The 11,970-nt window shown below is 70.5% G+C and carries 9 protein-coding genes; 4 read left to right on the forward strand and 5 right to left on the reverse strand.

Going from position 1 to position 11,970, the window contains the following annotated elements; translation table 11 throughout:
- Positions 1–635: 635 nt before the first annotated feature.
- Entirely contained in the window at positions 636–2,225 is a 1,590-nt protein-coding gene (locus tag AB0M08_RS13600; RefSeq protein ID WP_364492410.1) for an ROK family protein, read from the reverse strand.
- A gap of 46 nt (positions 2,226–2,271) precedes the next feature.
- Between AB0M08_RS13600 and AB0M08_RS13605 the strand changes: the two genes are divergently transcribed.
- Positions 2,272–3,492, forward strand: a complete 1,221-nt coding sequence (locus AB0M08_RS13605; protein ID WP_364492411.1) for an MFS transporter — start codon at positions 2,272–2,274, stop codon at positions 3,490–3,492.
- Between the two features lie 278 nt (positions 3,493–3,770).
- Here AB0M08_RS13605 and hisC read toward each other — a convergent pair whose 3' ends face one another.
- From hisC to hppD, 3 genes are all read right to left on the reverse strand, one after another.
- Positions 3,771–4,847, reverse strand: a complete 1,077-nt coding sequence (gene hisC / locus AB0M08_RS13610; protein ID WP_364492412.1) for a histidinol-phosphate transaminase — start codon at positions 4,845–4,847, stop codon at positions 3,771–3,773.
- Positions 4,844–6,196 (reverse strand): RDD family protein, encoded by a 1,353-nt coding sequence (locus AB0M08_RS13615; protein WP_364492413.1) that lies wholly within the window; start codon positions 6,194–6,196, stop codon positions 4,844–4,846. The genes hisC and AB0M08_RS13615 overlap by 4 nt, the downstream gene beginning before the upstream one ends.
- An 84-nt stretch (positions 6,197–6,280) precedes the next feature.
- A complete protein-coding gene (gene hppD / locus AB0M08_RS13620) occupies positions 6,281–7,456 on the reverse strand; it encodes a 4-hydroxyphenylpyruvate dioxygenase (protein ID WP_364492414.1) in 1,176 nt (391 codons plus the stop codon).
- Between the two features lie 90 nt (positions 7,457–7,546).
- Here hppD and AB0M08_RS13625 point away from each other — a divergent pair, with 90 nt between their 5' ends.
- From AB0M08_RS13625 to AB0M08_RS13635, 3 genes are all read left to right on the forward strand, one after another.
- Complete coding sequence (locus AB0M08_RS13625) at positions 7,547–8,029, forward strand: Lrp/AsnC family transcriptional regulator (protein ID WP_364492415.1); 483 nt, start codon at positions 7,547–7,549, stop codon at positions 8,027–8,029.
- A gap of 65 nt (positions 8,030–8,094) precedes the next feature.
- Entirely contained in the window at positions 8,095–9,378 is a 1,284-nt protein-coding gene (locus tag AB0M08_RS13630; protein ID WP_364492416.1) for a PQQ-binding-like beta-propeller repeat protein, read from the forward strand.
- A 52-nt stretch (positions 9,379–9,430) separates the two neighbouring features.
- Complete coding sequence (locus tag AB0M08_RS13635; protein ID WP_364492417.1) at positions 9,431–11,104, forward strand: fumarate hydratase; 1,674 nt, start codon at positions 9,431–9,433, stop codon at positions 11,102–11,104.
- A 60-nt stretch (positions 11,105–11,164) separates the two neighbouring features.
- Here the strand turns inward: AB0M08_RS13635 and AB0M08_RS13640 are convergent, their stop codons facing one another.
- Positions 11,165–11,671 carry a hypothetical protein gene (locus tag AB0M08_RS13640; protein ID WP_364492418.1) on the reverse strand — a complete coding sequence of 169 codons (507 nt, stop codon included), beginning with the start codon at positions 11,669–11,671 and terminating at the stop codon, positions 11,165–11,167.
- Positions 11,672–11,970 lie beyond the last annotated feature (299 nt).

An 11,970-nucleotide genomic window follows, 5' to 3' on the forward strand; every position in this document is an offset into this window, starting at 1 on the left:
TCGACAAGCTGACCGATCAGCTCGGCATCCACCCCGCCCGGCAGGCCAGGCTCCAACGACTGCTGCTTCTTCGCCACCGCGGCAGTATCCACGGCGTCAGTTGTCATGGTCATCAGATGCGTCTCCTTGATCAGGAGTTACACCGTTATTTGTACAGTCCCTGTTAGGGGCGGTTGGAGCCCGCGATAGGCCCGAAAAGGGCGACCGGAGCACGCGGTCCGGTCGGTTGGGGGCGATGGGCGCACGCGGTTGGGCCGGTAGGGGCGGTGGGAGCGCACGGTCCGGCTTGCGGGGGCGGTGGGAGCGCACGGTCGGCCGTTTCGGGGCGGTGGGAGCGCACGATCGCGGTGTGAGTGCTTGTGGCGCCCCCGGGCGGGCGGTAGGGCGGCACGATCGCGTTATGTGTGCCGGTGCCGCCCTTGCCAGCGCCGATCGTGTGCTGCTGCAGCCCCGGTCGTAAGCGGCGGCACCGAGAACGAGGCGAGCACGCGAACACGGACGGTGGGGACTCCAGGGTGTGTCGCTGGTAGTGACACACCCTTCTCGCCGCCTCGCCGCCTCGCCGCCTCGCCGCCTCGCCGCCTGGCTGGCGGGTTGATGAGTTGCGGGAGGACTGGCGGGCTCGCGGGACGGAGTTAGGCGAGGTGCGGCAGGAGTGCTGTCCAGGCCTCCGCGGCCGCGCCGGCGATGGGACCGTTCTCGCCGAGCAGGGCCGGGACGATCGGAGGCGGCGAGTCGCGGTGGATGGACATCAGCCCGGCTCGGTAGGCGCTCTGTATCTCGTCAGGAACCGCCGCCAGCAGATCGACGCCGAGGCCCCCGAGGGTGACCAGGTCGGGGTCGAGGCCGTTGACCAGCCCCGCGATACCCCGGCCGAGTGAGGCGGCGATGGCCCGGACCGCTTCTGCGGCAGCTGCGGGATCGATGTCGAGCGGGGCGGCGCTCTGGACGTTAGCTCGGTCGAGTGCCTGCCCGCCAGCCGTATTCTCCTCCGCTTTGCCGGGGAGTGGAGTGCCTGGTGTGCCGTCCTGCGGATAGCCCGGTGCGGCGACCGGCGGGGTTACCTCCAAGCTGAGCGGTGGGGCCACATGGCATGGACCGGGGGGTGTGCCCGGCAGCGGAGTTGCGGGTTTTCCCGGCACTGAATTCGGGGGTGTGCCTGGTGGTGGGGGAGTGGGTGCAGAGAGAAGAGTGTGCAGGGCGGGAAGGGCAGGAACGGCGGTGGCGATGACGCGACGGGCGTAGGAGATGGGGTCCACCGGCGGCGGGGCTTTCAGATGGCGGGCCAGTGCGGTGCCGTCGACGGACATCCCCCAGCAGCCGGAGGCACCACAGGCACAGGGGATGGAGGGATCGCCGAAGGGCATGTGGCCGTACTCGCCGGCGGCACCGCGCGCGCCGGTGACGGGGCGGCCGTCCTCGACCACCGCGCCACCGAGGCCGGCCTCGATGCGCAGGTGGAGGGCGACGGACGCGCCGACGGCGGCACCGCGATGGGACTCGGCGGCGGCGGCCAGGGTGGCGTCGTTGCCGGCGACGAAGACCTCGGCGTCGGGGTAGAGCGTGGTCAGATCCACGTCGAGCCAACCGGCGGTGGTCGCGTTCATCCACCACGACCGCGAGCCGCCTCCGGAGGTGGTCCCGGAAGCGAGGGTGTCCGGAGTCGTGGCGGTGCTACCGGCGCGAGGTGGGCGCGACGTGGCGAGGCTCGTGGTGGGGACGACGTCACGGGTGGCGGCAGCCGGGGTGGCGGCAGCCGGGGTGGTGACGGTGGTCGAGGTGGTGGCGGTGGTCGAGGTGGTGACGGTGCCGGGGGCGGAGACGCCGATGGCGCGGAGGCGGTGGCCGTACAGGAGGCGGAGCTGATGGATTGCGGTGCGGAGGGCCGCGTGGACCTGGGGCCAGTCGGCGCCGGCGTTGCGGCCCTGACGGGAGGCGGCGGTGGTGCCGCCGAGTTCGACGACGTCGATGCGCCAGGACTCGTGGGTGATCGAGATGGCCAGGGCGAGCGGGCCCTCGGGGTGGGGCAGGAGCACGGTGGTGGGGCGGCCTCGGGTGCCGCTCGGGGCGGCCGGGCCCTGCACCAGCAGCGAGGCGCGGCTCAGCTTGGTGACCAGCTCGGTGGCGGCGCCGGTGCCCACGCCGAGTGCGCGGGCGGCGTCGGCACGGGTCACGCCAGGGGTGCGGTGCACCACCTGGAGCAGTTCGGTGGAGCGCGTCGTCACATCCGATCCCCTTTTTATGCTCTTGCTTCAAGCTTATTCTACGGAGGTGAGCTTCAACCGCCCCGCGATGATCGTTCTCGGAGCCTCCGCCTTCTTCTACGTGACCGCCGAAACCCTCCCGGTCGGTCTGCTGCCGCAGATCTCGGCGGGCCTCCATGTCAGCGAAGCCCAGGTCGGGCTGCTGCTGACCAGTTATGCCGTGGTCGCGGCGCTGAGCACCATTCCGCTCACCGCCCTCACCATGCGGGTGCCCCGGCACATGTTGATCGCCGCTACGGTAGCGATCTTCGTTGTGGCGCAGGCGGCCGCGGCGTTCGCGCCCAGCTTTCCGATTCTGGTCTTCTCCCGGCTGATCTGTGCACTCGCGCACGGGGTCTTCTGGTCGGTGATCGCTCCGGTCACCGCTCGGCTGGCGCCGCCGGGGCAGGCAGGGCGGGCAACCGCGATGGTCTTCACCGGGAACTCGCTCGCGACCGTGGTCGGGGTTCCGTTGGGTACGGCGCTCGGCCAGTGGCTGGGCTGGCGGGTGGCGATCGGGCTGATGGCGGTCGGCGGGGCGATCTGTGTCGTGCTGCTGTTCGCGTTCCTCCCGAAACTGCCGCCGCTGCCCCGGGACATGGCCACGCGCACCGGGCAGCAGTTGCTGAACTCGGTGCGGATCCTGCGCAATCCGCGGGTACTCCGGCTCAGTCTGGTGACCATGACCGTGGTGACCGGGCACTTCGCGGCGTACACCTACATCGCCCCGCTGGTACGGCGGGACGCCGGGCTGGAGGGGGTGGCACTGAGTGTGCTGCTGCTCGGGTACGGCGCCGTCGGGCTGGCCGGCAACTTCGTCTCGGGGCGGTTTGTGGACCGGAGCCCGGGACCGCTGCTGATCACTCTGATGGCGGTGCAGGCGGGTTCCGTGGCGCTGTTGGCTCCGGTGCTCGGGGTGGTGCCCGCGGTGCTGGCGGCACTGCTCTGGGGCGGCGCGTTCACCGCGATCCCGACCGTCTTCGGGTCGACGGCCCTGCGCGTGGCGCCGACCGCCCGGGACGCGGCCTCGGCGGTGAACGTGGTCGCGTTCCAGATCGGTATCGGCGGCGGGGCGTTCGTCGGCCAGGTGTTCGTGAGTTCCGGGAATCTCGGGGCGCTGCCGGTCCTCGCGGCCATGATGGCGGTCCTGGCATGTCTGATTGTGATCACGTCACGTCAGGTCTTTCCTCGCCGGATCAGTGCCGAGGAGTACCACGCCGCCGAGGCCGAGGTTCTCGCCGCCCACTGACCGCGGCAAATCGCATTACCGGCGTCACGCAATCCGATAAACCGACAAAACGCCAGAAAAATCCTCTTCGTCAACTGAGCGACCGAGTGGGGAGGCCGGCGCCGCCGGAAGCTGACCGAAGAGGTCAGGCGGTGGCCGTTCGAACAGGGCCGGCCGCTCGATCGGGGCCGGCCGATCGAACGGGGCCGGCCGTTCGAACGGGGTTGGCCGGCCGATCAGCTCGGGGCGCGACCGGGCGTGGATCCGCCCGGGTCGGCGGGTGGCTCGTGCGGCTGGGGTCAGAGAGCGGCTTCGGCGGCGGCGAGGAAGGCGTCGTTCTCCTCAGGAGTGCCGATGGTGACGCGGACGCCGTCGGGCTGGAAGGCGCGGACGATGACGCCTCGGTTCTCGCAGGAGGAGGCGAAAGCGGCCGCGCGGTCGCCGAGCGGGAGCCAGACGAAGTTGGCTTGGCTGCTGGGTACCTCGACGGAGAGCTTGCGCAGCGCCTCGGTGACCCGCTCCCGCTCGGCGGTGACCAGGGCGCACCGGCGGCGGACCTCGTCCTCCTGGTCGAGCGCGGCGAGTGCGGCCGCCTGTGCGACCGTGCTGCTGGAGAAGGGCGTGAGCACCTTGCGGATCGCGGCGGCGACCTCGGGGGCGGCGACCAGGTAGCCCATTCGCAAACCGGCCAGGCCCCACGCCTTGCTCATGGTCCGGAGCACGACGATGTTGGGGCGGTCGGCGTACGTCTGCACGCCGTCCGGCACCTCGGGGTCGGTGACCAGCTCGCGGTACGCCTCGTCGAGCACCACCAGCACGTCGGACGGGACGGCGTCGAGGAATCGGTCCAGCGCGTCCTTCCGGATGCCGGCGCCGGTCGGGTTGTTCGGGTTGCAGACGAAGATCAGACGGGTCTGGTCGGTGATCGACGCGGCCATCCGGGTCAGGTCGTGCTCGTGGGTGGCGGTGTTCGGGACGCGCACACTGGTCGCGCCGGCGCCGGCGGCGATGATCGGGTACGCCTCGAAGGAGCGCCACGAGTAGATCACCTCGTCGCCGGGGAGGCAGGTCGCCTTGACCAGGATCTCGGCGAGCGCCACCGAGCCGCAGCCGGTGACGATCCGGTCGGCCGCCACGTCGAGGCGCTCGGCGAGTGCGTCGCGGAGCGCGAGTGCGCCCATGTCCGGGTACCGGTGCATGCTCCGGGCGGCCTCGGTGACCGCCTCGACCACGCCGGGGAGCGGGCCGTAGGGCACCTCGTTGCTGGCCAGCTTGATCGCCTCGGCGATGCCCAGTTCGCGGGCGAGGTCGGCGACGTTGCGGCCGGGCACGTACGCGGGCAGCGCGTCCAGGTCGGAGCGGGTCAGCCGGGTCATTGCGGTCCTCCGGGAATGTCTTTCGGTGCGGGTGCGGGTTCAGAGGTGCCCGAGCCGGGAACGCCCGAGCCGGGAGCGCTGGGGCCCGGGGTGGGGGCGGAGCCGTGAGTGCCGGGGCCCGGGGCGGAGCCGGGAACGCCGGGGGCGGTCGGGATGGGGGGTGGCAGGGCGATGACCACGGTGGCGGCGGCCTTGTCGTGCCAGGCCTGGCGGAGGCGCTGGTCGAAGAGCGGGGAGATCGAGTCCAGGAACTGGAGGACCAGGCCGAGACCGCACCACCAGAACAGGGTCCACATGCCGATCCGGGCCCAACGAGCGAACGCGCGACCGAAACCGATCGGCTCGGTGCTCTCCAGGCGGACCACCTTGATGCGCATCAGCCGCTTGCCCAGGGTCTGTCCGCGGGAGGCGATGGAGGGTGCCTCGTAGGCGAGCCAGACCAGGGTGGCGATCAGCACCACGGCCCAGGAGAGCGTCTGCATCTTCGCTGTGGGCTGCATGACCGTCGGTTCCTGGCCGGCCATGACCTGGTCCATGTAGTCGCGGTAGATCGGCATGAAGTCCTGCAGCCACTGGTAGACGAACCAGCCGTTGATGGCCACGTTGAGCACGAGCACGAGCACGATGTCGATGATCCGGGCCATCAGCCGCTGACCGAGTCCGGCCAGCGCCATGCCGTGCGGTCGCGCCTCGGGAATCGGGTAGAGGTAGGCGTGCGGCGGCTGCGCCCCGGGCGGCGGCTGCCAGCCCTGCGCCGGCGGCTGCTGCCACCCCGGGTACGGGCCCTGCCAACCGGGCGGGGGGCCCTGCCAGCCCTGCGGCGGCGTCTGCCAGCCCTGGGGCGGGGGCGTCTGGTGGCCCTGGGGCGGGGGTGCCGGGTAGCCCTCGGGCGGGGGTGCCGGGTAGCCCTGGGGAGCCTGGTAGCCCTGGGGAGGCGGCGGGGACTGCCAGCCCGGGGGCGGTTGCTGCCAGCTCTGTCCGGGCGGAGCCTGCGGGCCCCACCCCGGGTGCCAGTTCGGCGGGGGGCCGAAGCCGGGCTGCGGCTGGTTCTGGGGTGCGTTGTACGGCTGCGGTGTCGTTTCGGCCGGAGGGGCGCCTGAAGGGGCGGCCGGAGTGGCTGGCGGGGCGCCTGAAGAGGTGGCCGACGAGGCGGCCGAAGGGGTGGCCGAGTGGGGGTACGGAAGCGTGGCCGAAGGGGTAGCCGGTGGTTCCGCCTCGACCGCGGGCGGCCCGTCCGGCGGGACCGCGTCGGCCGGGATGGCCGCGCCGAGCCAGCCGTCACCGTCCCAGTAGCGCTGGGTGCTGGTGTCGGCCGGGTCCTTGTACCAACCCGCGGGAAGGGAACTCATGCGCAAACCTTTACCAGAAGTGCCTGACGGTTCCCTGCGCGCCGGTCTGATCCAGGACCCGGCCCACAAATCCCAGGCCCGGGGCTACAGGTTGCCGCGTCGATCCTGCTCCCGCTCGATGGCCTCGAAGAGCGCCTTGAAGTTGCCCTTGCCGAAACCGAGCGAGCCGTGCCGTTCGATCAGCTCGAAGAAGACCGTGGGGCGGTCCTGGACCGGCTTGGTGAAGATCTGCAGAAGGTACCCGTCCTCGTCCCGGTCGACCAGGATCTTCCGCTTCTTGAGCTCCTCGATCGGGGCACGAACCCGGCCGATCCGGGCACGCAGCTCCGGATCGTCATAGTAGGAGTCAGGGGTGTCCAGGAACTCGACACCGGCGCCGCGCATGGCGTCGACGGTGGCCAGGATATCGTTGGTGGCGAGCGCGACGTGCTGGGCGCCCGGGCCGCCGTAGAACTCAAGGTACTCGTCGATCTGGGACTTGCGGGCCGAGACGGCCGGCTCGTTCAGCGGGAACTTGACCTTGCGGGTGCCGTCCGCGACCACCTTGCTCATCAGCGCGGAGTAGTCCGTGGCGATGTCGTCGCCGATGAACTCGGCCATGTTGGTGAAGCCCATGACCCGGCGGTAGAACTCCACCCACTCGTCCATCCGGCCCAGCTCGACGTTGCCCACCACGTGGTCGACGGCCTGGAAGTACCGCTTGGGGCGGACCGAGACGATGGGGTGCCGGACGACGAAGCCGGGCAGGAACGGGCCCTCGTACCGGGAGCGGTCGATCAGCGAGTGCACGGTGTCGCCGTACGTGGCGATCGCGGCGATCCGGACCGTGCCATGCTCATCGCTCTCGTCGTGCGGCGCGACCACGGCACGCGCCCCGGCCTCGACGGCGTGCCGAAAGGCCGCGTCGACGTCCGGCACCTGGAGCGCGATGTCCTGGATCCCGTCGCTGTGCGCGGCGACATGGGCGGCGGCGGGCGCGCCGGCGTGCACCGCGCCGGTCAGGATGAACCGCGCCTTACCGCTGACCAGCACGTATTCGGCGTGGTCCCGGTAGCCCTGCTCGGGACCGCGGTACGCGACACAGGTCATTCCGAAGGCGGTCGAGTAGTAGTGGGCCGCCTGCCGCGCGTTCCCCACCATGAATCGAAGATGGTCGACGCCCTGGACGGGGAAGACGTCGGCGGTGCTGTTCTCGTTCTCCAGCACGTCGACGGTGTGGCTGTGCGATGCGGCGGAGCCGCCGTGGAAGCTCTGCGTCATGCAGACTGACATTGCGCCAGGTCAGAGGGCTGGGCAATAGTGGGCTTTCGGGATGGGCAACCTGCGCTATCCGTACGGTAGTTTCCGGTGATGGGTGAGCAGACTGTCCAGCTCGACGCGCTCGACGCCCGCCTGATCGCGCTGCTGAGCGCCGAGCCGCGGATCGGTGTGCTCGAGCTCTCCCGGCGTCTCGCGGTGGCCCGCGGCACGGTCCAGGCCCGGCTGGACAAGCTGACCTCGCGCGGGGCGATCAAGGGTTTCGGGCCCGAGGTGGCGCCGGCCGCGATCGGCTTCGGGGTGACGAGCTTCGTGACCCTGGAGATCAGTCAGCGGTACGGGCACGATGCGGTCGCCGATCATCTCGCCGAGATTCCCGAGGTGCTGGAGGCGCACACCATCACCGGCGAGGGCGACATCCTCTGCCGGATCGTGGCCCGGTCCAACGCCGATCTGCAGCGGGTGATCGACCAGATCGTCGGCTACGAGGGCATCCGCCGGGCCCATACGATCATCGCGCTGGCCGAGTTGATCCCGTACCGGACGGTGCCCCTGACAAAGGCCGCAACTCGGTAATAAGCCAATGACACGGGCTTTTCGCGCTCAATGGTGGTGTGGATCGTGGCCATTAACCTGCCCGCATGGCTGGCTCGTGGAAGGGATACACGTTCGTCGCCGCCACGGTCATCACCGTCCTGGCCGCGACCGGCGTGTGGAACCCGTTCCCCAAGCTCTGGACCTGGATCAACACGAGCGAGCCGATCGCGCCCGGCACCACCTGGCAGCAGCGGCTCGGCGGCACCCCGCAGAGCGTGGCGGTGGTCGGCGACACCGTGCTGGTCGAGTACCGGACCTCGGTGGAGGCGTACGGGCTGACCGCGGCGGTGAAGCTCTGGGGCTCGGACGCGGACTGGGCCGAGGTGGCGGGCAAGGGCGCCGACGCGGTGGTCGTCACCGGGCGGCTGCTCACCAAGGGCTACCAGGTGCTGGACCCGCATACCGGGGTGGTGAAACGGGCGGACACCGAGGCGAGCGCGGTCTGGACGTACCAGAACGGGATCGTCGACCTGCGCTGCGCCAAGGGTGACGACTGCCGGCTGACCGCGTGGGATCCGCGCTCGGGCGCCCAGCTCTGGCAGGTCGGCACCGGCAGCATCGGCTTCGTGCTGGACGCGGCGAACCCGGACCTGCCGGACACCCAGCGGCTCGGCACCGACGACGTGGACGACGACGTCGCCGGGCCCACCCAGATGCCCGGCCTCTTCGGGCTGCCCGACGACGGGCGGGTCCGGGTGATCGACACCGCGACCGGGCGCCTGGTGCAGACCGTCCAGGCCGGCGCGGACCAGCGGATCGCGGTGGTCGCCGGTCGGGTGCTGACGATCACCGGCTCCGCGGGCGACGGGACCTGCTACTTCTCGGTGGCCGCCACCGACCCGCCGCGCAGTGGGCTGGTCTGGAAGCGGGACGGGCTCAACCTGCGCACGGCGAGCAGCGGGTCGGCCTGCGAACAGGACCGGGATCCGGCCGGCGGGGACAACGTACTGCTCGGCGTCGACCCGTACGGGAGAAAGCAGTTGATCAATGCCTATGACGGGCGGATCCTCTGGTACGGCGACAAGAAGGCCGAGGTGCTCGCGATCGACGACGGGTACGCGGTGATCCGGGACGGTGACGGCGCGCTGCGGGGCTGGTCGTTCAGCAAGGGCAAGACGGTCTGGCGGCAGAGCGGGAAGGAGAAGGCCGGCGTGGCGATCACTCCGAACGCGGTGGTCGTCGTCTCCTCCGGAAAGGTGACGGCGCTGACCCGCGCGGACGGAGCGATTCGTGCCGATGTGCGGACAGATGCGAAGGTTTTCGCCACCGGGCCGGACGGAATGATCCTGGTCTCCGGGCGGGACATGGCCTACCTGCCGTTCTCCTGATCCGGGGAGCGGGTTCGCACACCGGGTCACCGCTGGCCTAGGCTTGCGGCTCATGAGCACTGGCGCCGCTTTCACCTACTCGCCGCTCCTGCCGACGGGCGACGACCTGACCGAGTACCGCCTGGTCACGGACGAGGGCGTGGACGTCGTGGAGGGCCCGGGCGGGCGCCGTTTCCTGACCGTCGAGCCGTCCGCGCTGACCCAGCTCACCGCCGAGGCGATGCACGACATCGCGCACTACCTGCGCCCGGCCCACCTGGCGCAGCTGCGGGCGATCATCGACGACCCGAAGGCCTCGGCGAACGACCGGTTCGTCGCGATGGACCTGTTGCGCAACGCGAACATCGCGGCCGGCGGCGTGCTGCCGATGTGCCAGGACACCGGCACCGCGATCGTGATGGGCAAGCGCGGCCGCCACGTGCTCACCGACGGGCTCGACGAGCAGGCCATCGCGCTCGGCGTCTACCAGGCGTACACCCGGCTCAACCTGCGTTACTCCCAGCTCGCCCCGCTGACCATGTGGGACGAGAGGAACACCGGCTCGAACCTGCCGGCCCAGATCGAGCTCTACGCCGAGGACCCGAACGGGCACCCGGACGCGTACAAATTCCTCTTCATGGCCAAGGGCGGCGGCTCGGCCAACAAGTCGTACCTGTACCAGGAGACGAAGGCGCTGCTGAACCCGCAGCGGATGATGCAGTTCCTGGACGAGAAGCTGCGGCTGATCGGCACCTCCGCCTGCCCGCCGTACCACCTGGCGGTGGTGATCGGCGGCACCAGCGGCGAGCACGCGCTGAAGACCGCGAAGCTGGCCAGCGCGAAATACCTGGACAACCTGCCGACCGCCGGTTCGATGAGCGCGCACGGCTTCCGCGACCTGGAGCTGGAGGCCGCGGTGCTGGAACTGACCCGCGACTTCGGCATCGGCGCCCAGTTCGGCGGGCGGTACTTCTGCCACGACGTCCGGGTGGTCCGGCTGCCCCGGCACGGCGCGTCCTGCCCGGTCGCCATCGCGGTCTCCTGCTCGGCCGACCGGCAGGCGGTCGCCAAGATCACCCCGTCCGGCGTCTGGCTGGAGCGGCTGGAGACCGACCCGGCCCGCTTCCTGCCGGAGGTCACCGACGAGCACCTGGAGACCGAGCAGGTCGTCCGGATCGACCTCAACCGGCCGATGGACGAGATCCGCGCCGAGCTGACCAAGTACCCGGTGAAGACCCGGCTCTCGCTGACCGGTCCGCTCGTGGTGGCCCGGGACATCGCGCACGCCAAGATCGCCGAGCGGCTGGACGCCGGTGAGCCGATGCCGCAGTACATGCGCGACCACGCGGTCTACTACGCCGGACCGGCGAAGACCCCGGAGGGCTACGCGTCCGGCTCGTTCGGGCCGACCACGGCCGGCCGGATGGACTCGTACGTGCAGAAGTTCCAGGCCGAGGGCGGCTCGATGGTGATGCTGGCCAAGGGCAACCGATCCCAGCAGGTCACCGACGCCTGCAAGACGTACGGCGGCTTCTACCTCGGCTCGATCGGCGGCCCGGCGGCCCGGCTGGCCCAGGACTGTATCCGCCACGTCGAGGTGCTCGAGTTCCCCGAGCTCGGCATGGAGGCGGTCTGGAAGATCGAGGTCGAGGACTTCCCCGCCTTCATCGTCGTCGACGACAAGGGCGACGACTTCTTCGCCGAGGTCACCAAGCCGAAACCGGTCCTGAACATCGGCAAGCGCTGAGCCGGCCGGGGCGCGGCCACGCCGTGCTCCCGGCCGTAGCGCACCCGTGTGCGCCGGCCGTCAGCCGCAGTAGCCGGCGACCGGGCTGAGCCATTCGGTCAGCTGGGCCTTGAGGGTCTTGTCCAGGTCCGACGTGGTCTTGATCTTCTTGATGTACGTCCGGTCCTCGGCGCTCTCCTCGAACTTCGTCGCCGAGGACTCGCCGGCCGCCTTGAGCTCGGGGTTCTGGGCTCCGCTCGTTTCCTTGCGGATCTGGGTGCCCGCCGACTTGAGCTCGGCCGCCGCGGACTTCTCCGCCTTCTCGGCGTTCGCGGTCTGCTTGGCCTCCTTGTAGGCGATCATCTTGCCGATCGCCGTGCCGAAGTCGTTCAGTTCGCCGCTGAACACCTTCTCCAGCCGGCCGCAGACCGCGGTGGTGTCGGCCGAGTAGTCCGGCTCGGGCGGGAGGGTTGCGGTGGTGGTGGAGGGCGTCGGCTCCGCGAGGTGGTAGGTGTCCGCTTCGCTCTCGCAGGCGGTGGCGGTCAGCAGCAGGCTGCCGGCTAGCACGGCCAGGATGGCGGGTCGCATCGGTGGATCCTCTTCGTCGGGGGCAACCAAACTCCGCCGACGGTACGTGCCGTTTCCGGGCTCGTCCAACCGTGAGTGATCATCAAGATACGAACAGCCCGCCCACGGTGTGCCGCGGACGGGCTGTTCACCCCCGTTGCCTGAAGCTGTGGCCGTCCCACCGCGTTCTGGGGGCGATGTGGAAGCATCGGCGGCAGAACGGCACGAGGAAGACGATGCACGAGGTCGCTCTCGTTCCGCTGTCGTTCTGCTCTCACGCCTCGGTTAGGCTCGATGGCCGGTTCGGGGAACGGATGTGG

The organism is Actinoplanes sp. NPDC051851 (genome assembly GCF_040681165.1).
GTDB lineage: Bacteria > Actinomycetota > Actinomycetes > Mycobacteriales > Micromonosporaceae > Actinoplanes.

What these genes read in the sequence shown, in the direction of transcription:
- hisC (WP_364492412.1), bottom strand. Translation starts at nt 4,847, where the DNA reads ATGACCCGGCTGACCCGCTCCGACCTGGACGCGCTGCCCGCGTACGTG.
- hppD (WP_364492414.1), bottom strand. Translation starts at nt 7,456, where the DNA reads ATGACGCAGAGCTTCCACGGCGGCTCCGCCGCATCGCACAGCCACACC.
- AB0M08_RS13630 (WP_364492416.1), top strand. Translation starts at nt 8,095, where the DNA reads ATGGCTGGCTCGTGGAAGGGATACACGTTCGTCGCCGCCACGGTCATC.
- AB0M08_RS13635 (WP_364492417.1), top strand. Translation starts at nt 9,431, where the DNA reads ATGAGCACTGGCGCCGCTTTCACCTACTCGCCGCTCCTGCCGACGGGC.
- AB0M08_RS13640 (WP_364492418.1), bottom strand. Translation starts at nt 11,671, where the DNA reads ATGCGACCCGCCATCCTGGCCGTGCTAGCCGGCAGCCTGCTGCTGACC.
- AB0M08_RS13625 (WP_364492415.1), top strand. Translation starts at nt 7,547, where the DNA reads ATGGGTGAGCAGACTGTCCAGCTCGACGCGCTCGACGCCCGCCTGATC.
- AB0M08_RS13615 (WP_364492413.1), bottom strand. Translation starts at nt 6,196, where the DNA reads ATGAGTTCCCTTCCCGCGGGTTGGTACAAGGACCCGGCCGACACCAGC.